The 20083-nt window shown below is 66.8% G+C and carries 14 protein-coding genes; 9 read left to right on the plus strand and 5 right to left on the minus strand.

The features are described from left to right. The first annotated feature begins 235 nt into the window (after positions 1-235). The 5 genes from EDF18_RS07325 (at position 236) to EDF18_RS07345 (ending at position 7150) form a co-directional block, all read left to right on the plus strand. A complete protein-coding gene (locus EDF18_RS07325; protein ID WP_123547033.1) occupies positions 236-1597 on the plus strand; it encodes an MFS transporter in 1362 nt (453 codons plus the stop codon). 270 nt (positions 1598-1867) lie between these two features. Then, the gene (locus EDF18_RS07330) at positions 1868-2707 is read left to right on the plus strand and encodes a class II fructose-bisphosphate aldolase (RefSeq protein WP_123547034.1); all 840 of its coding nucleotides are present in this window, start codon (positions 1868-1870) and stop codon (positions 2705-2707) included. Positions 2708-2721: 14 nt separating this feature from the next. Further along, positions 2722-4167: an L-fuculokinase gene (locus tag EDF18_RS07335; protein ID WP_123547035.1), complete on the plus strand. Its 1446-nt coding sequence runs from the start codon at positions 2722-2724 to the stop codon at positions 4165-4167. Positions 4168-4201: 34 nt separating this feature from the next. Beyond that, the gene (locus tag EDF18_RS07340; protein WP_199732353.1) at positions 4202-5644 is read left to right on the plus strand and encodes an FGGY family carbohydrate kinase; all 1443 of its coding nucleotides are present in this window, start codon (positions 4202-4204) and stop codon (positions 5642-5644) included. A gap of 135 nt (positions 5645-5779) precedes the next feature. Then, positions 5780-7150 carry an FGGY family carbohydrate kinase gene (locus EDF18_RS07345; protein WP_123547036.1) on the plus strand — a complete coding sequence of 457 codons (1371 nt, stop codon included), beginning with the start codon at positions 5780-5782 and terminating at the stop codon, positions 7148-7150. Here the strand turns inward: EDF18_RS07345 and EDF18_RS07350 are convergent. After that, positions 7147-7893, minus strand: a complete 747-nt coding sequence (locus EDF18_RS07350; RefSeq protein ID WP_158614645.1) for a GntR family transcriptional regulator — start codon at positions 7891-7893, stop codon at positions 7147-7149. The two genes, EDF18_RS07345 and EDF18_RS07350, sit on opposite strands and share 4 nt — an antisense overlap. Positions 7894-8168: 275 nt before the next feature. Between EDF18_RS07350 and EDF18_RS07355 the strand changes: the two genes are divergently transcribed. The 4 genes from EDF18_RS07355 (at position 8169) to EDF18_RS07370 (ending at position 12717) form a co-directional block, all read left to right on the plus strand. Then, positions 8169-9170, plus strand: a complete 1002-nt coding sequence (locus EDF18_RS07355; RefSeq protein WP_158613289.1) for a zinc-binding dehydrogenase — start codon at positions 8169-8171, stop codon at positions 9168-9170. 44 nt (positions 9171-9214) lie between these two features. Further along, positions 9215-10159: a class II fructose-bisphosphatase gene (gene glpX / locus EDF18_RS07360; RefSeq protein WP_123547039.1), complete on the plus strand. Its 945-nt coding sequence runs from the start codon at positions 9215-9217 to the stop codon at positions 10157-10159. Between the two features lie 73 nt (positions 10160-10232). Beyond that, a complete protein-coding gene (gene fbaA / locus EDF18_RS07365) occupies positions 10233-11261 on the plus strand; it encodes a class II fructose-bisphosphate aldolase (RefSeq protein WP_123547040.1) in 1029 nt (342 codons plus the stop codon). 157 nt (positions 11262-11418) lie between these two features. Further along, positions 11419-12717: an MFS transporter gene (locus EDF18_RS07370; protein ID WP_148050058.1), complete on the plus strand. Its 1299-nt coding sequence runs from the start codon at positions 11419-11421 to the stop codon at positions 12715-12717. A gap of 6 nt (positions 12718-12723) precedes the next feature. Here EDF18_RS07370 and EDF18_RS07375 read toward each other — a convergent pair whose 3' ends face one another. The 4 genes from EDF18_RS07375 to EDF18_RS07390 all read right to left on the minus strand — a co-directional run bounded on the left by EDF18_RS07375 (position 12724) and on the right by EDF18_RS07390 (position 20066). Further along, on the minus strand, positions 12724-13974 hold the full coding sequence (locus tag EDF18_RS07375; RefSeq protein ID WP_123547042.1) for a glycoside hydrolase family 1 protein: 1251 nt from the start codon (positions 13972-13974) through the stop codon (positions 12724-12726). Further along, a complete protein-coding gene (locus EDF18_RS07380) occupies positions 13971-15974 on the minus strand; it encodes a hypothetical protein (RefSeq protein WP_123547043.1) in 2004 nt (667 codons plus the stop codon). The genes EDF18_RS07375 and EDF18_RS07380 overlap by 4 nt, the downstream gene beginning before the upstream one ends. 36 nt (positions 15975-16010) lie before the next feature. Beyond that, positions 16011-17408 carry an MFS transporter gene (locus EDF18_RS07385; protein ID WP_123353552.1) on the minus strand — a complete coding sequence of 466 codons (1398 nt, stop codon included), beginning with the start codon at positions 17406-17408 and terminating at the stop codon, positions 16011-16013. Between the two features lie 171 nt (positions 17409-17579). Further along, positions 17580-20066, minus strand: a complete 2487-nt coding sequence (locus tag EDF18_RS07390) for an alpha-L-rhamnosidase (RefSeq protein WP_123547044.1) — start codon at positions 20064-20066, stop codon at positions 17580-17582. Between the last annotated feature and the right edge of the window lie 17 nt (positions 20067-20083).

The following is a 20083-nucleotide window of genomic DNA, read 5'->3' on the forward strand; positions in this document are numbered from 1 at the left end:
GTCACTTTGAGTGTCAACCATGCGAGCAGCGGCTGCCGACCCCGATCGGCGGCAGGGGCTCTCGAGGCCCGAAGCGGTCGGAATGAAATCGCGCTGGCGCCCACGACATGCATTTGCTACCTTCTGTACGTACAGCATGGACAGACCGTATCTGAGGTCGTTCGCGAAGCACCTCGCCTTCGAGCTGCACTCAAAGCTCCCCCGATGACGCACGAGAAAACTTTGAAGGGTCACGATGTCAACGACGACGACAATCCGCACCGGCGGTCCCGGCTCCAACGGCGTGATCGAGCGGATGGGTCTACCGAAACCGCTGATCTGGGGCTTCGTAGGCCTCCTGCTCTTCATGATCGGCGACGGTGTCGAGTCCGGCTACATCGCCCCCTACCTCGCTGACAACGGCGCCGGGTCGGAGACGAACGCAGCCGTCATCATCTCCGTCTACGGACTCATGGTCACCCTCGGGTCGTGGCTGTCAGGCGCCCTGTCCGACGTGTGGGGCCCGCGGCGGGTCATGATCATCGGTCTCGTCCTGTGGGCCGCTCTTCAAGTTCTGTTCCTCGCTGTGGCCCTGCCGAGCGAGAGCTACCCCCTGATGCTCGTCATCTACGGCCTCCGAGGGATCGCTTACCCCTTCTTCGCCTACGGCTTCCTCGTGTGGATCCTGGGGGCCAGTCCTGCACACCGCCTGGGCTCGGCTGTCGGCTGGTTCTACTTCGCCTTCACCGGCGGGCTCCCCACCCTCGGATCGCTCGTCGCGAGCGGATCGATCCCACTCCTCGGCGCCTACAACACGTTCTGGCTGTCCCTGGGACTGGTCATCCTGGGCGGCGTCTTCGCCCTCGCAGGGCTGCGGAAGGCCCAGGGCGGCGGCCGCCTGGCAGCACCCGGCGTCTCCACCGGGCACAGCCTGGTGAACAGCATCGCCATCGCCTTCACCAGCCCCCGCGTCGGCCTCGGCTGCCTGGTCCGCATCGTGAACACTGCACCGCAGTTCGGCCTGTTCGTCTTCTTCCCGGCGATCTTCGCCGACGACCTCGGGTTCGGAACATCCGGCTGGCTGCAGTTGGTCTTCATTCTGGGCGCCTCGAATATCTTCGCCAACCTGTTCTTCGGAGTCCTCAGCGACCGGATGGGCTGGCACCGCACCCTCCGCTGGTTCGGCTGCATCGGCAGCGCCATCGCCGTACTGGCCTTCTACTTCCTCCCTCAGTACGTCAGTGACCAGTACTGGGTAGCTGCCCTCTGCGCCGCCCTCTTCGGGATCACCCTCGCCGGCTTCACTCCGATCTCCGTGCTGATGTCGCTGATGGCCCCCAACCAGAAGGGCAACTCGATCGCCGTCCTCAACCTCGGCGCCGGCGCCGCGACCTTCGTGGGCCCTGCCATCGTCGCCATCTTCCTCGCGCCGCTCGGTGCGGGAGGCGTGACGATCATCTTCGCGGTCCTCTACGTCCTGGCCGGCATCTCGGTGCGCTGGCTTCGCGTTCCCGAGAGCGCTCAGCGAGTCGTCGAACAGGGCGGAACGCTGCAGGGCGCCGTCGAGGAAGGCATCGTCGAGACTCCGAACAACGGCAAGGGCGCTGCGACCGCCTGATCTCGACCGCCACTCACGACGCACCACCCAGCCCGACACGGGCCGGGTGGTGCGTCGTCTCGTCGCTGCGCTCCGTGACTGATCGTTCGTTTTGTACGTACAGACTGGACGGGGCGTACTGAACGCCCTAGGCTTGTCAAAAGCAGCAGATAGCTGCCCCCACGGGACAGGCGCCTCGCACCTCACTGCGAAAGCGGCCTCCTGACTCACTGCCGAGCATCGCTCTGAGAATCGCTGGTGACCAGGCACCCACCATCGAAAGGACTCTCCATGGCTCTCGTAAGTGGTATCGACGTCATCCAGGAGTGCTCCTCACGGGGACTCGTCGCTGGCGCGTTCAACACGACCAATCTCGAGACGACCCTCGGCATCCTGGACGCTGTCGACAAGGTCGGTGTCCCGACCTTCATCCAGGTGGCACCGACGAACGTCTCCTTGTCCGGCTACGAGTACATCTACGACATGGTCGCCCGCCGTCTGGAGTCTTCCAAGGTGCCCGTGGCGCTCCACCTGGACCACGGCAAGTCCCTGTCGGCCGTGCACGCCGCATTGATGGCCCGCTTCACGTCGATCATGATCGACGACTCCGAGGCCTCGTTCGAGGACAACGTGAAGACTTCCACGATCGCCCGGGAGATGACGCCGCGGAACCTCGCCCTCGAGGCGGAACTGGGCAGCATCGGCGGCAAGGAAGACGACGTCGCCCCTGAGTTCGCTGCGCACACAGACCCTGTCCAGGCCAAGGAATTCGTCGACGCAGTCGGCTGCGACATGCTCGCGGTCTCCGTCGGCAACCAGCACGGATTCGTCCCGAACGCGAAGATCGACTTCGACCTCCTCGGCCAGGTCAGGGACGCTAGCCCGGTGCCCCTGGTCATCCACGGAGGATCCGGCCTCCCTGACGAGCAGCTCGCTCGCCTCCACGAGTTCAACGTCGTCAAGGTCAACGTCGCCAGCGACCTGCGAAACGCCATGATCCGATCCTTCGGCGAGGCATACGCGGCCAACCCGCGAGAAGCATCCCTCATCCGCGTGTCCAAGGACGCCGTCGTCGCGATCTCCGATGTCGTCGAGGGCCGCATCCGTACGTTCAACCCCTCCGTCAACTAAGCGAGGATCTCGTCGTGCTTCCTACGATCACCGTCGATGTAGGGACCACCAGCATCAAGCTCTGCTTCTTCGATGCTGAGGGTCGCCTCCTCGAATCTGCACGAGTCCCGACGCCGACGCTGGAGGACACCTGGGGCGAGGTCTACGACGTGGACGCTCTCATCGAGGCCGTCGTCACATTCGCCGGGGACCTGAGCGACCCGCAGCGCACCTCGGTCGCTCGCGTGGCCGTCACCGCTGTCGGCGAGTCCGGCGGACTCGTTCGATCAGACGGCACCTTGGCCTCGCCGCTGATCCTGTGGCACGACCATCGCGGCGCATCGTATCTGGACTCGCTCGACGAATCGGCGCGGGCCCGCATCTATGAGGTGACGGGCCTGCCAGTGAACGCGAACTACGGCCTGTCCAAGATCGCATGGGCTGTCGACCAGGCAGCGGGCGACCTGGGGGACGCCCAGTGGCTGAACGTCGCCGAGTACCTGGCCGCCCGCATGACGGGACAGCGCTGGGCAGAGCCTTCCCTCGCCAGCCGCACCATGGCCCTCGACCTCGGCAGCGGCTCATGGTCAGAGGACGTACTCGGAAAGCTGGGATTGCAGAAGTCGATCCTTCCCGAGTTGCGCCCTGCTTCGGCCGGCTCGGTCATGAACCCGACCTTCGCCGCAGCGTCAGGACTTTCGCCAGACGTCTTCGTGCACGTGGCGGGGCACGACCACATGGTCGGCGCCGTCGGTGCAGAACTCCTTCCCGGAGAACTCCTCAACTCGACAGGAACCACCGAAGGCCTCCTCTTCCTCCGCGACTTGCCGAGCCTCGACGACCACTTCGCCGCCTCCAAGCTCGCGAACGGCATCTCTTGCACAGGAGAGGGCTTCACGCTGTTCGCTTCCATACCCACGGGTGGCTCAGCGTTCGCGACCCTGCAGACAATGCTGGATCTCGACGCCGAGACGATCACCGAACGCATCGCTGGCCTTCACGCTCGATACCTCGCCGGAGATGTCGATCTGGATGCGGCACCTCTGTTCCTGCCTCAGTTCCGAGGCAGCCCGCCTCCGACCAAGGACGCGTCGGCTCGAGGCATCATCGTGGGACTTTCTCCGACGACGACCTCGGATGACATCATCCTCGGGTGCTTCCTCGGGATGGTGCTGCAGTTCCGGGACGTCCTTGAGCTATTCAGGGCCGCTCCGACGCGCATCAAGGTCATCGGGCCCGCGAGCCAGAACCTGCTCTGGCTGCAGCTCAAGGCCGACCTCCTCGGGACACCCCTGAGCGTGTCGACCTTCCCTGAGGTCGTTTCTCGAGGTGCGCAATCGCTGGCCTCCGGGGCAGACGGCAGCTGGCTCTCGTGTGACCCCTTCGACGTGACAGACGAGCAGCAACGCAGCCTTCGCATCCAGGGCTGGGCAGACCGAGTCCGTGAGCGGTGGGACTACCTCAAGGGCCTGCCCTCGTGAGCCGCCGCCCGTTCTGCCCGATCAACGAAATATCATGAAGCCGTACATACAAGGGGACGCAATGGTGCTCGTCGCAGGAGTCGATTCATCGACGCAAGCGTGCAAGGTGACCGTCAGGGACCTCTACAGCGGAGAGACCGTCAGGGAGGGGAAGGCATCGCACCCCTCCGGCACGATCATCGATCCGGAGTCTTGGTGGACGGCCCTGCTCACGGCCGTTCGCCGAGCGGGCGGTCTGGACGACGTCGCTGCGATAGCCGTCAGCGGCCAACAGCACACCCCGATCTTCCTCGACGGCCAGGGAGCGGTCGTCTGTGACTCACCGCTTTGGAACGACACAAGTTCCCACTCCCACATGGGCGATCTCAACGACGAGTTGGGCAAGGACGAGTGGATCAGGCGCACAGGTCTTCCTCTGACACTGTCCGACACCGTGACGAAGCTGCGATGGCTCCGTGATCTGCACCCCGAGGCGGCCCTCCGCACCGAAGCAGTGGCGATCGTGCACGACTGGCTGACGTGGCGGCTCATGGGATTCGGCGTCGGTGACGGTGGGCTCGAACACCTGACGACCGACCGCTCTGAAGCGAGCGGCACGGGCTACTGGTCGGGAGAGACCGACGAGTACTGCTTGGACCTCTTCGAGATGGCCTTGGGGAAGACAGCTCTTCTCCCTAGGGTTCTCGGCCCGCTCGAGCGAGCAGGTGTGACAGGGGCTGACATCCCCGGCATCCCTGCGGGCATCCCCATCGGCGTCGGCAGTGGAGACAACGCTGCGGCTTCTCTCGCTCTCGGTCTCGACGAGGGCGACGCTGTGCTGTCCCTCGGCACCTCGGGAGTCGTCTACGCCAAGACCGCGACACCGGTCCACGACTATGCGGGCTACGTGTGCAGCTACGCCGACGCCACCGGGCACCATCTCCCCCTCGTGGCCACCCTGAACGCCGCGCGCAACTTCGACCTCGGCGCAGCCCTCCTCGGCTGCACGTACGACGAGCTCGCACAGCTGGCCCTCTCGGCACCCCCAGGAGCCGAAGGGCTCACCCTCCTGCCGTACTTCGAAGGCGAGCGGACCCCCGATCTCCCGCACGCACGCGGCTCGCTCCACGAAGCGTCCCTGACGAACTTCACTCGAGCGAACTTCGCTCGAGCAGTCATCGAGGGAACCCTGGCAAGCCAAGTCGAGATGCTGACAGCGCTGCGCTCCTGCGGTGTCGAACCTGAACGCCTTCTCCTCATCGGCGGCGCAGCCCAGAGCGTCGCAGTTCAAGCCATCCTGAGCGAGATGGTGGACATTCCGGTCTACGTGCCGCTGCTCGACGAGTACGTCACCAAGGGTGCAGCCATGCAAGCCGCAGCAGCGCTCACCGGCGACTTCCCCGCCTGGCCCATCTCCATCTCCGAACTCGTCCCTCGGCCCCTCGAGGCGCAGATCAACGAGCAACACGAGAAGGCGAAAGCCGCCTTGGGGTACTGACGCCATTGACCCGCCCCGAGGACCCAAGAGTCTCCGGGGGCGGCAGACGCCTGGCGGTATTCTTGTCATCAGCCCTCGACCCTCACGCCCGATGCACTTCTCGGCGACGAACGAGGACCCGAGGAAGGTGCGCTGATGACCCATGGGGCGCGCACGGACGTCGTCTGTGGTGTGGACGTCGGCACGAGCAACGTCAAGGTGATCGTCCTGGATCATCAGGGCGCTGTCGTAGCTCGGGTGGTCCGCACGACGCCGCGAGATGCGCTGGGGCTGTCCGTCGACGTCGATGGTCTCCTGAAGTGCATCGAGGACATGATCATCGAGGCGTGCAGCAGCCACTTCTCGGTCGTCGGGGTGTGCACTGCCGGCGTCGGTGAGGACGGCATCCTCGTCGACCACGATGGTCGCGGAGTCTCGGCCCCGCTCGCGTGGTTCGACCCGCGACGACAGTCGATCTTCCGTGAGCTCGGGCCGCTCCTAGGGTCCGACGAGGGCTTCGACGTCGACAGCGATCCGGCTCGCACGATGGTCGGGTGGGCATGGGCACGCAGTGAGGCAGGTGCCGAGAACGCCGCCCATTGGGTCGCCCTCACGGACCTTCCTGGGGTTCGGTGGACGGGTCGCACGTTCATGAGCGAATCCCTCGCGTCGCGAACCGGTGCGCGGCGTTCGCGAGAACATGCGTGGTCGTCGTCCAGGATCGACCTCACGCTCGGGTCGGTGGATCTTCTTCCCCCCGTCCGCCCCGCAGGACACCTGGCAGGACCGCTGGTTTCTCCGCGGCTGCATGACGAAGGAATCCTCGGACGCGATGCCGTCGTCATCGTGGGTGGACACGATCACCTCATCGCCGGTTGGGGCGCAGAACAGCTGAGCGTAGGCGCGGTCCTCGATTCCATGGGGACAGCAGAAGTGATCGTGGCGCGGCCCGCAGACTCGACTCACCCCGTGCGTCGTCACCTCGACATCGCCCCCAGCATCGACACCCCAGGTTTCACCTTCCTGCGGGTAGAAGAACTTGCCAGGAACGTCCAGTGGGCATCGCAAGACCCCGAGGTGGCAAGGCAAATCCGGCGCCTTCTCGACGGCGCCGCTCCCATCGAGTCGATCCTGGAAGCCAGGCACTTCATCCCGGGCCGACGTGGCGGCGGAACGCCTGCCTACGCGCTAGATGCCCCCAGAGATTCCCGCTCTCGAGCAACAGCCGTCCTCGGAGCACTCGCAGTGGCTGGCCGAGAGGCCGTGAAGGACATCCGACCGACTGCTGACACGGAACGGACAGCGCGCTCTGATGTCTGGCTCGCTGGCGGATGGGCTCGGTCCCCTGGCTGGGTCGCCATCAAGGCCGCCGTGAACGGGTTCAGCCCGAGACTCATCACCGAACCAGAACTCACGGGGGTGAGCGCTGCACTCTTGGCCGCCAAGGGGATCGGCTGGACCCCCGACGCTCAGCAAGCCCTGCAAGGCGCCGCTGGTGCTGCTGCTGCTGGCCGGCAGCAGAACTAGCTGGCTGAGATGTGCACCTCGAGGGGAACGATGTCGGTCAACACCCACGTCTCGTAGTAGTCGAATCGTTTGTCGCCCTGAGCCCACGACGATGACCGCACACGAAGGACCGGGTCGCTGGACGTGACGCCCAAGTGCTTCGCAACGTTCTCGGGAGCCTTCATCGCCCTGAGGACGCGATGCCCGCCGTGCACCGTGAAGCCCGCAGCCGCAAGAGTCTCGTTCACCGATCCCGAACCATCGAGCACCTGGGGCGCCGTCGACATGACTCGTGCTGCTTCGTCCGGGAACCAGTTGGTGCTGAACATGGTCACGCGCCCGTCCAGGGAACGAACACGCTGGAGGGCGAAGACCTTGGCCCCGGCGTCGATGCCGAGGGCCTCCGCGACGTGCTGAGCAGGAACCACGAACGCGGCGTCGACGACCTTGGTCTCGATGCCGGTTCTGCCGTGATGGATCTGCGACTCCAGGAAGCCCTGCTCGACAGTCCACCCCGAGGGCTCAGTCGGGAGCGAGGCGAAGACACCTCGACGCGGGACACGCTTCGCGAAGCCCTCGGCTTCAAGGTTGGACAACGTCTGGCGGATCGTTGCTCGTGACAGAGCGAACTGCCGACCCAACTCGAGCTCACTCGGGAGTCGTTCCTCGGCCGGATACCTTCCACTGACGATGTCGTCCCGAAGAATGCCGAATAGTTGCTCCCAGTACGGAACTGGGGACTGGCGATCGATGGTCTGCGTCACGGCCACTCTCCTTTGCCTGGAAGCGTACAGGGCCATCAATCGCCCACGACGGCGGAACTGTACGTACAGCATCGACAAGGCGGACAAGATCGGCTATTTTGGAATCACGCGAAAGCGAGTGTGCAGGCACATCTTCACGAGAACAGCGATGTCCTCGCAGGACAGTCAGAAGCATGCGGAACAAGCCCCGAGAATGCGCGGCCCCGGCATCCCAGCGTCGTGACGCGCATCGAACTCGGCGGCCCCTCTGTCTCAGATCAAGTTTGGAGATCAACATGAGCAAGACGATGCGAGCCGCGGTGGCCGATGGCGCAGGTGGGATCGAGATCCAGGACCTGCCCGTGCCTACGGCGCAAGAAGGATGGGTCGTCATCGCCCCTGTCGGCACCGGCGTGTGCGGCACCGATCTCCACCTCATCTCCGGTGACTACCCGCACGGGCGGTTCCCCGTCGTTCCCGGCCACGAATTCGCCGGCTATGTGACGGAAGTCGGCGCGGGGGTCACCTCCGTCCAAGAGGGCGACTACGTGGGCGTGAACCCGAACGTGTCGTGCGGCAAGTGCACGTGGTGCCTCCGAGGGGCAACCAACCTCTGCCAGAACATCCTTCCCGTCGGCGTGGCCATCAACGGTTCTGTCGCTGAGTTCGTCGCCGTTCCCAGCGAGATCGTCTTCCCCTTGAACACCTCCATCAGTCACGGTGCGGCACCCCTGATCGAGCCCTTCGCGTGCGTCCTCCACGCCCTTGAGCGAGTGCCGGACTGGAAGGAGCAGGAGCTCGTCATCTTCGGAGCTGGGTCGATCGGGCTGATGGCTGTGATCCTCGGCCGCGCCGAGGGGGCAACGGGCATCCGAGTCGTCGAGCCCAACGAGGCCCGCCGCAACGCCGCGCTCGAACTCGGAGCTGTTCAGGCAGTGGCGTCGGCCGACGACCTCGACAACAAGGTCTTCGATCTGGCCCTCGACGCGAGTGGACATCCCGTCGCGATCTCACAGGCGATCTCCTCCCTCGGTCCCCGCGGCCGTCTCGTCCAGATGGGCGTGGCTTCCCCCACCGCGACAGTCGCTTTGAACCCCTACGAGGTGTTCGCAAAGGAACTGAGCATCATCGGTTCGAACTCATTGGCCGAGAAGTACGGCGAATCGGCCGAACGCATGGTCGATCTTCAGGACGAGCTCAAGAGCCTCGTCACTGCGACGTTCACGCTCGAGGACTACGCAGAGGCACTGACCGCAGCGAAGAGCCCCGACCAGATCAAGGTGCAGGTGACCGCGTGAGCGAACAGCCGGAGTCATACACGCACCCTGATCGCAACCTCGGCATGGAGCTGGTGAGGGCGACCGAGGCGGCCGCGATCCGCAGCGCCCCGTTCATCGGCAAGGGCGACAAGAACGCCGCCGACGGCGCCGCCGTCGACGCGATGCGCAAGTTCCTCGGCACCGTCGCCTTCGACGGCGTCGTCGTCATCGGCGAGGGCGAGAAGGACGAGGCGCCGATGCTCTTCAACGGAGAGCACGTCGGCAACGGCTTCGGCCCCGCCTGCGACATCGCCGTCGACCCCATCGACGGCACGAGCCTCACCGCCGCCGGCCGCATGAACGCCCTCTCGGTGATCGCGGTCAGCGACCGCGGCAGCATGTTCGACCCCAGCGCCGTCTTCTACATGGACAAGATCGTCACCGGCCCCGAGGGCATCGGCGTCATCGACCTCGACAAGCCGGTCGGCGACAACATCCGCGCCCTCGCCGACGCCAAGGGCCTCGCCGTCGAGGACATCCAGGTGGCGGTCCTCGACCGTCCCCGTCACGCCGACCTGATCCAGCAGATCCACGCCGCCGGCGCCGGCACCCGCCTGCTGCTCGACGGCGACGTCGCCGGCGGCATCAACGCCGCCCGCCCCGACTCGCGCATCGACATGTGCGTCGGCGTCGGCGGCACCCCCGAGGGCATCATCACGGCCTGCGCCGTCAAGGCGCTCGGCGGACTCATCCTCACGCGCCTCGCCCCGAAGGACGACGCGGAGCGCCAGAAGGCGATCGACGCCGGCCACGACCTCGACCGCGTGCTCGACCAGGACGACCTCGTCAAGGGCGACAACGCCTACTTCGTCGCCACCGGCGTCACCGACGGCGCGCTCGTCGCCGGTGTCAAGCGCAAGCAGGGCATGATCCGCACGTCGTCCATCGTGCTGCGCTCGCACTCGGGCACCATCCGCCGGGTCGAGGCCGACCACCTCGTCTCGAAGTGGTACAGCGACACGGAATAAGCAACAGCAACGAGAGACAAACGCGGCAGGGACTGCGTCCCCGCTGCTGCACGACGATCAGAAAGAAGAACGCATGCCCGTCGCAACCCCCGAGCAGTACGCCGAGATGCTGGACAAGGCGAAGAACAAGGGGTTCGCCTACCCCTCGGTCAACGTGTCGTCGTCCCAGACGATCAACGCCGTGCTGCAGGGCCTGACGGAGGCCGGTAGCGACGGCATCATCCAGGTCACCACGGGCGGCGCCGACTACTTCGCCGGCCACACGGTCAAGAACCGGGCCGCGGGTGCGATCGCCTTCGCGAAGTTCGCGACCGAGGTCGCCAAGAACTACCCCGTCACCGTCGCGCTGCACACCGACCACTGCCCCAAGGACGCCCTCGACGGCTTCGTGCTGCCCCTCATCGCCGCCAGCGAGGAGGAGGTCAAGGCCGGTCGCAACCCGCTGTTCCAGTCGCACATGTGGGACGGCTCGGCCATCCCCCTAGACGAGAACCTCGAGATCGCCCAGCAGATGCTCAAGCGCACCGCCGCGATCAACGCGATCCTCGAGGTCGAGATCGGCGTCGTCGGCGGCGAGGAGGACGGCGTCCAGCACGAGGGCTCGAACGAGGCCCTCTACACGACGGTCGGCGACGTGACCCGCGCCGTCGAGACCCTCGGCCTCGGCGAGAACGGCCGCTACATCGCCGCCCTCACCTTCGGCAACGTCCACGGCGTCTACAAGCCCGGCAACGTCAAGCTCCGTCCCGAGCTGCTCGGCGAGATCCAGCAGGGCATCCAGGAGCGCTTCGGCACGGCCGAGAAGCCCCTCGAGCTCGTGTTCCACGGCGGGTCCGGCTCGTCCGACGCCGAGATCCGCGAGGCCGTCTCGAACGGCGTCGTCAAGATGAACCTCGACACCGACACCCAGTACGCCTTCAGCCGGTCCATCGCCGACACCGTGCTCAAGAACTACGACGGGTTCCTCAAGGTCGACGGCGAGGTCGGCAACAAGAAGCAGTACGACCCCCGCGCCTGGGGCAAGGTCGCCGAGTCCGCCATGGCCGCCCGCGTCGTCGAGGCGACCAGGCAGCTCGGCTCCTTCGGCCAGTCGGGGAGCTGACCCGCACCTCCTGGTCCACGAGAGAGGCCCCGCAGCGACCAGCTGCGGGGCCTTCTCTTTGCAGTGAAACGTCCGCCCGTGTTGTTCGTATTGTCTGTACAGTCCGTACTTTTTGGCTTAGCGTGGTCCCGTCGCTGTTGACGAAAGGGAACATCACGTGACCACAACCCTGTCTGCCCCTGCGCGCCTCGTTGATCGAGCCGGCATCCCCGCGCCCCTCTTCTGGGGATTCGTCGGAGTCTTGCTCTTCATGGTGGGTGACGGCGTCGAATCGAACTACCTGTCGCCGTTCCTGGTCGATTCGGAGGGCTTCTCCGAGTCTGCCGCCGCCATCACGATCAGCCTCTACGGCATCTTCGTCACGATCGGCTCGTGGCTCGCCGGCACGCTCTCGAGCATTCTCGGACCGCGCCGGGTCATGTTCATCGGAGCCCTGAACTGGGTCGTCTTCGAGGCGTTGTTCCTCGGGGTCGGGGTGGGGATGGACGTCCACTGGGTGGCCGTCGTTGCTTACTCGATCCGGGGAATCGGGTATCCCTTCTTCGCCTACGCGTTCTTGGTCTGGATCAACGCCGCGACGCCGGCGCATCAGCGTGGAAGCTCCGTCGGGTGGTTCTGGTTCGTCTTCGGAGCAGGCCTCCCCACGCTGGGCTCGCTCGTCGCCTCGGCGTCGATTCCTGTCTTCGGTGAGTTCGGAACCCTGTGGCTGTCTGCCGGACTGGTTGCCACAGGCGCCGTCGTGGCCCTGCTCGGCGTCCGGGAACGCACATTCGCAGGCCCACTCGGGGCGCCCGGCACCAGCCCCCTCCACGAGATGGGCAAGGGCCTCTCGATCCTGTGGCGCGAACCACGAGTGAGCGCCGGCGCCTTCGCCCGTCTCGTGAACACGGCACCCAACTTCGCCCTGTTCATCGTCGCTCCGTTCTTCTTCACGAACGAAGTGGGCTTCTCACAGGGCGAGTACCTGCAGATCGTGACCATCGTCTACACGGCCAACATCTTCGCGAATCTCGCATTCGGCCTCATCGGAGACCGATTCGGCTGGAAGCGGACCGTGACCTGGTTCGGCTGCGTCACCTGCGCCGTAGGGGCACTGCTGCTCTACTACGTGCCCCTTGCCGTCGGCCCGAACTTCGCGGTCGCCGTGCTCTGCTGGGCCGTCTTCGGCATCGGCTTGGCGGGCTTCGTTCCGCTCACGGCCCTCGTTCCCTCCATGGTGAAGACCGAAGACAAGGGCAGCGCTCTCGCCGTCTACACCCTCGCTGCGGGCCTGTCGGCCTTCGTGGGCCCTGTCCTCGTCGGACTCCTCGGCGGTGTGAGCAACATGGCCGTGATCATCTGGGTCTTCGTGGCTCTCTACCTCCTCGCTGCCGTGGCTACGCTCGTGTTGAAGACACCGCAGGACCCGGGACAGGAACCAGCACGCGAGTCCGTCCCAGCGGGCACTCCGGGCTGAGTGTCATCAAGCACCCGCGACGGCAGTGAGGGAATTGGCTTGGGCAACGCGCCCCAGCCACCGGGCACTGGGCTTCGGGGTCCTGTCGAAGGTCACGAGGTCCACGGCGACGAGACCGAAGGTGACGTCGTACCCATGCACCCATTCGAAGTTGTCGACGAAGGTCCAGTGCAGGTAGCCCCTCACGTCCAGCCCGTCCGCGATGGCGCTGGCGACTCCCTCGAGGGCGCCCGCCGTGTAGTCGATCCGGCGGGCGTCGTCGGTCGTGGCGATGCCATTCTCCGTGATGAGCATGGGGGTGCCGCCGGTGGCCTGCCACGTCTGCCGGAGGGCCATCTCCAGGGCGTCAGGGCGGTACGCCCAGCCGACCTGCGTCAGCTCCGCCCCGTCGGGAGCCCCTTCGAGTCCGTCCGGGCCGACGAGTTGACTCGTGTACGACTGGACACCCACCCAGTCGTCCTCTCGGCTGACCTCGAGATAGGCGCCCTCCCACGTTTGTCGGTACCGGGCGAGATCCTCCTCATGGCCAGATCGAGCCACGAGGCCCTGCACGGCGATGGTCCAACCCACCTCGACCGACGTGAGGTCGTGCAGGATCTCCCGGGCTCGCTCATGGGCTCGGATCATGACTGCCGTCGCTGCCGGCTTCGGCTCTGGCATGGTGAAGGCGTTGATGCCGGCTTCCCCGCTCACGGGTGACGCCGCTTCGCGCATGCGGGCCAGCACCGCCTGAGGATCGTCGTACTGCAGCGGCGTGCTCATCTGGTGCATGACGGCGAACATGTTCGGCTCGTTGATCGTCGCGACCCAGGTGACCCCGTCGAGGATGGGCGCGACCGCCGTGACGTAGTCCCCGAACCGGTCGACGGCCTCGTCTGATGCCCACCCGCCCGCCTGTACGAACCAGAGTGGGCTCGAGAAGTGGTGCAACGTCACGACCGGCTCGACACCGACCTCGAGGCAGTACTCGATGATGCGCCGGTAGTGCCCGAGCTCAGCTCTCGCGACATGGCCCCTGACGGGTTCGACCCGGGCCCATTCGATCCCGAAGCGGAACGCGGACAAGCCCAAGGACTTCAGCAGGTCGATGTCCTCTCTCCACCGATGGTAGAAATCGAGCCCGTCGCCGCTGCGCTCGGCGAACGATGATCCGGGCAGCTGCTCGAGGGCCCACATGTCGCTGTTCGTGTTGTTTCCCTCGTTCTGGTGCGGAGCCGAGGAGGCGCCCCAGAGGAAGTCGTCGGGGAATGCGGTCATCGAACGGTCACCCTCACTCGAGCGAGGTTCTGCAACCTCGCGAAACGGTCGTCCCGGTTGCCGTCACGATGTGCCGTGACGCGCACGGTCGGGAAGTACGTCCCGGCAGAGGCGAATGAGACACGGCGCTCAACCTCGACGGCGGGGCCCGAGGCGATGTCCGGCTGCGCTGTGACGATGCCCCGCGCCTCCTCGCCCCACTCGATAGCGACGATCGTGCCCGTGCCGGGGGTCGTGGCCTCGGCTCGCAGCACGATCTCCTGCCCAACGCTCACCTCGGCGTGCTCCGACCCGTCAGCGGTGAGGTGGACGAGGGGCTGGACACCCCGCCGCTGTTCGGCCGTGTCGGGTACTACGACCTGGCCGTCGACGATCTCGTAGCGTGTCGTCGCCGGGGGTTCGATCCCCCGCTCGACCCACGCGCTCAGGTCGCGAAGTGCCTGGTGCACGACGCCGAGGTAGCTGACCGTTCGACTGGGGTGCTCCTGGTCAGTGAAGTCGCCGTGCAGCGCATGGTCGATCATCCACAACCGGAAGCGGTCGTCGACGGAGTGTCCGAGGTGTGCCTCGACCTGAGATCGGTACCAGTCCGCCTGCCACGGGTACGCCTCCCGGTCGAGCAACGACTCGACCACAATCATGCGACCGCCGAATCGTCCTGTCTGCACCGTGCCCGCGGCTCCGGCGGCGAACATCGGACCCACGAGCATCGGGCGCTGAGGGTACCGCGGTCGACCCTTCTCGTCACGGAACTGGTCCCACACGGTGAACTCAGGGCCGGGCACCTGATGGCGGTGGTAGGTCTGGACCGCGAGGAACCCGCTGTTGTCGAGTAGGACCTCGTCGCCCTCCCCGAGTGCGGCAGCCTCTCGAGGGTCCAGCGGCCCGAAGACGGCCACGTCGCCGACGAGCTGGAGCACGACGAGGCGGGACCCCGCCGATGCACCGGTGGTGACGATGAGCTCGGCGGCCTGCGGGTCGACCTCGGGGACGTCGGCGAGACGGACGGCCACGGTGGCCCCTCCAGCACCGAGACCCAACCAGGCGTCGTCGGCGGCACCCGTCGACTCGCCCGGGTGCGGGACATCGCCGACTCCGGCACCAGCGAGGTCCCCTGCGGTGAGCAGACCGGTGATCCGCGTCGGGAGCTGAACGCGATCGCGGTGCACGGAGCTGCCGGAGTCGGCGCCCAGGTAGCCGGGGACGGTCCAGAAGTCGTCGAAGTACCGGGGGTCGACCGCGCGGAGCCCGGGATACAGGACGGCCAGGGCGTGCATGCCCATCGTCGCGTGGCCGAACCAGGAACGCGGCGGGAAGCCCATGCTGGTGACCTCCCGGAGGGCGTCGGCCTGCTCGGCGTCGAGATCGACGTACGGGTCGCCGCTGCCTCCGGCGTCCAGGGCGTCGACGATGCCTCCCCATCGACCCCGGAGCACGCGCAGCGCGTGCATGCGCGCCGTGAAGCAGTTGGGGATCGACAACGGCGAGCCGATCACGAACGGCACGACACCGTCCCAGACACCCGTCGTGTTCTCAGCTCCGCCGATCGTGCGGAACGCGCCGCCGCTGCCTCCGAACGCATAGCCCCAGGCGCGATGTTCGCCGTACATCTCCGACGCGACGACGCGCGCTTGCTTCGCCGCTGCCGCGTTCGCGCGATAGGCGGCGATGGTGGGGTCGGCGCCGGAGAACGGGTCGCCCGACGCTTGTCCGCCGCCGTTCGTCTCGACGAAGCAACCACCGCTCTCGAGGGCGAACGAGATCTTGTCCTCCTCCCCCGTCAGACCCTCGGAGAAGTGCTCGCTGTCGGGGACCGGGGTGATGTACTGGAAGAAACGACCCTCGTACTGCTCGGCCGGAGGCAGGTGGAACGAGAACCGGGTGTCGGTGCCCGCGAATCCCCCGTGGACGTAACGATGAGGCGCAGGGCGTTCACGCCACTCATCGACGTCGACGAAGGGCTCGGCGAATTCGTCGGCCTGCTCAGTCACGTCACTCATCCGATCGTCTGCCACGTCTGCCACGTCTGCCACGTTTCAGCGAGGAACGGTGACGCTCGTGGTCGAGAGCTCGGCCCGCCGCCCCACGCTGATGGGCAAGATGGCCAGGGCGCCGAGGACGGCACAGATCGCTCCTGCGATGAACACTGCGGTGTACTCGCCGCTGAAGAGCGCCAGGATGCCACCCGCCAGGAACGCTCCAGCGGCCTGAGGGATCGAGCTCGCCAACTGCAGGAGCGAGAGGTAGCGCCCGTTCTCGTCCTCGTCCTTGGGCAGCACGTCGAGAGCCAGGGCCTGATCGACGGCACCGTAGACACCGATGCCGAACGCGGTGAGGAGGCTCGCGACGACGTACTGCGGGATGCTGGCTGTCGTACCTGTCCCGACGAGACCGATCCCGATGACGATGCCGCTGACGAGGAGGAAGGGCTTCCGCGTCTTGAGCTTGTCCGAGAGCCACCCGGACCCCATGGCGCCGCCGATGCCGCCGACGATGCTCAGGATGCCGGAGAGCGAGACGAGCTGCGCCACCTCGGCGGGGCTCAGACCGAGCCGATCTTGGAGGAGGTAGACGTTGTAGAGCGAGAAGGACAGCGCGAGGAAGACGAAGGCCCGGCTGAGGAACACCCACGCCAAGTTGGGGTAGCGCTTCGGGTTGAAGTAAAACCCCCGGAGGATCTGCTTCGGGCTCGAGGTCACACGAGGCGCAGTCACGCGGGGGTCCCGCATCGCGATGGCGAAGATCGTCATGCCGACGAACGCGATGATTCCGGGATACAGGAAGAGGCCGGCTCCGGTGCTGGCGAGGACTCCGCCGAGGACGACGCCGAACAACGGCGCGATCTGGTTGATGGCCCCGATGATGCCCGTGACGCGTCCACGCTGCTGCTCGGGCAGCTTGTCTGCGAGGTGGTTGACGATCATGGCTGCCGAGGTGGAGTAGCCGACGTAGGCGATCGACCAGCCGGCGATGAGCGCGAAGGGAGTGTCGGTGAATCCGATCGCGATCGACCCGATGAGTCCGAGGAGCACACCTCCCACCAGCCAGGGGCGTCGCCGGCCGAAGCGGGACCGCGTCCGGTCGCTGAGCATGCCGACGAGCGGCATCAGGACGACCACCAGGATGCCGGGAATGCCCGCGGCGAGCGCGAGGAGCGAGTTGCGGGAGTCCGGCGCGATCTGGTCGATGCGAACGGCCAGCGAGTAAGCGATCGGGGCGACGAATGCCAGGTAGAGGGTGAACTGCGCCAAGAAGAGGAGAGCGAGATAGCCCTTCCGGAACTTCGGCCGTTCGCTCTCACCGGACTCGCGGAGGCCCTCACTGATCTGCTCGGCGCCGATCTCGAGGTTCCCTGCTGCCGAGAGCGGCAACTCGGGAACGGGATGGTCCGTCGCCGGACGAGGGGCGGGGTGCTTGCCGGGTGCGTCGGTCATGACGGAACTCCATTGTTCGAGTGCGGGTGGGTAACGCGCGTAACCAAGAGGAAATCACACCGCGAGGCGTGCGTCAATGGTAAGAATGAATCGTTTCAGCGGAGATCTGGTCGAGGGCCCTAGACATGGGGCCGTCGTCCATTCGATCCCCTCGCTCGACAGATCAGCTGGTCATGAGGTGCCGGTCGCGAGGGCGGCGAGCAGGTCGCGTGCCATGTCCTCGGAGGCCGAGGGATGGCGCTGTGCGAGCATCCCGAGAGGGGCGTCGCCGAGCTGGCTCCCCGCCGCCTCCACAGGAACCCCCGGGAAGTAGGTGCGGAGCACGTCCAAGACGGCCGCCCACGCCGTGTCGTCCTTCATGACGTCCTTGACGGGTGACTCGAGCGTCAGCACGACGTCCTCGCCGAACCCGGCCGGCCGGGGCCAGCGCCACGAGTGACGGCCCGCGCCCACCTCCACCACGAGCGCCTCCGGGTGGAGCGGCGGCACGACCGTCGCGGTCGCGCCTTCGGGCACGACCACGTCGAGCACGAGCTCCTCGCCGTCGACGTACCAGTTGCTCTCCGCGCGACCGCGTACCGTCTCGTGCGCCGTCCTGGCCGAGGTGAGCCCACCTCCGGGCAGAGGGGCGACCGTGAAGGTCTCCCAGCCGGGCGAGGTCCTGGTGAGCCCGCCCACGACGCGGTGCAGCCAGTCGGCGACGGCCCCGAGAGCGTAGTGGTTCAGCGACGTCATGCCCGTGGCGTTGATCGTGCCGTCCGGCAGTACGGAGTCCCAGCGCTCCCAGATGGTCGTCGCTCCCATGGTGACCGGATAGAGGAAGGACGGGCTCTTCTTCTGCAGGAGCATGTCGTAGGCGACGTCGACGTGCCCCGTGCTGCTCAGCGCGTCCGTGATGAGGGGCGTGCCCGCGAAGCCCGTCGAGATGGTGCCGCCGACGGCGGTGACGATCTCGCGCAGCCGGTCTCCGGCCACCTGCCGCTGGTCGTCGTCGAGCAGGCCGAACATGATGGGGAGCGCGTAGCCCGTCGCGGACTCGCTCACGACACGGCCGACCTCGGTCACGAAGTGCCGCCGGAAGGCTGTACGCACGCGATCGGCGAGCGCGCCGTAGTGCCGGGCGTCGTCGCGCTTGCCGAGGACCTCGGCCGCCGATGCGAGCTCGCGCGTGGTCCTGCAGAGGTAGGCCTGCGCGACGAGGTATCGGTCCGTCTTGCCGCCGGCAGGGTTGTCGGAGGGGGCATCGGGGTCGAGCCAGTCGCCGAACTGGAAGCCGTGGCCCCAGAGCCCGTCGTCGTCGAATGCGGCCTCGACCTCGCCCATGAACGAGGTCATGGACGTCCAACTGGAACGGAGGATCTCAGGGTCCCCGTACTCCTGGTAGAGCTGCCACGGCAAGCTCACCGCGACGTCGCTCCAGAGCGCGGTCGCGGTGGAGGGGGTGGGCAGCACGTCCGGAACGCTCCACGGCACGGTGCCCGCCGCCTCCTGCTCGGCTGCGAGGTCCTGGAGCCACGACCCGAGCACGCCCCGCACGTCGTAGAGATAGGTGGCCGTCGGCGAGAAGGCGTTGAGGTCGCCGGTCCAGCCGAGGCGCTCGTCGCGCTGCGGGCAGTCCGTCGGGACGCCCACGAAGTTGTCGCGCATCGACCACACCGTGTTCTCGTGCAGCTTCGTCACGAGCGGGTCGGACGTCTCGAACCAGCCGGTGCGCTCCATGTCGCTGTGCACGACGACGGCGCGGAGGTCGTCGGCGCCGAGCGTCCCGGGCCATCCCGCGACCTCGGCGTACCGGAATCCATGGAAGGTGAATGCGGGCTCCCAGGTCTCTTCGCCCCCGCCGCGCAGCGTGTAGCGGTCGGTCGCCGCGGCACTGCGGAGCGTCTCGAGCTCGAGGCCGCCCTCCGGGGTGAGCAGCTCGGCATGCCGCAGCACGATCGTGTCCCCTGCGTCGCCGGAGACGGTGAGGCGCACCCAGCCCGAGATGTTCTGGCCGAAGTCGACGATGAAACGTCCGGAGGCGCGCTCCGTGATCGAGGTGGGCGTCAGCTCCTCGATGCGACGGATGGGCGGGGCCCCGTCGACCTCGACGCGTCCGACCTCGGCGTCGTAGGCCGCTGCCGGGACCCAGGAGGAGTCGTCGAAGTCGGCTGAGGCCCACCCGACCGGCTCGGCCCGGGCGTCGTGCACCTCGCCCGCGTAGATGCCGCTCGACCGGACGGCGCCCGTGCCGACGCGGAAGGACGCATCGGTCGTGACGACGTCGGTCCGGTCGGCGTATTCGAGCTCCAGTCGCGCGTGCAGGGCTGGGCGGTCGGCGTAGTTGTGGCGGTTGTTCTCCCATGTCAGGGGGCCGACGGCCCAGCCCTCACCGACGATGGCGCCGACCGCGTTGTCACCCACGGCCACCAGGTCCGTGACGTCGTGGGTGCGCGCGACGATGCGGTGCGAGTAGGAGGTCCAGCCGGGGAAGAGGACCTCATCCCCGACTCGGCGACCGTTGACCCAGATCTCTGCGATGCCCAGGGCGGTCGCGGTGAGCGTGGCCCGGACGAGGCCGTCGCCCACCTCGAAGCCACGACGGAAATATGGCGCGGGGCTTCCCTCCTCGCTCGGCTCGGCGGCGCTGATGAATGCGGGGCGTCCGGTGTCGGTCATGGTGGTCCCTTCGGCGG

Source organism: Frigoribacterium sp. PhB107 (assembly GCF_003751515.1).
Lineage (GTDB): Bacteria > Actinomycetota > Actinomycetes > Actinomycetales > Microbacteriaceae > Frigoribacterium.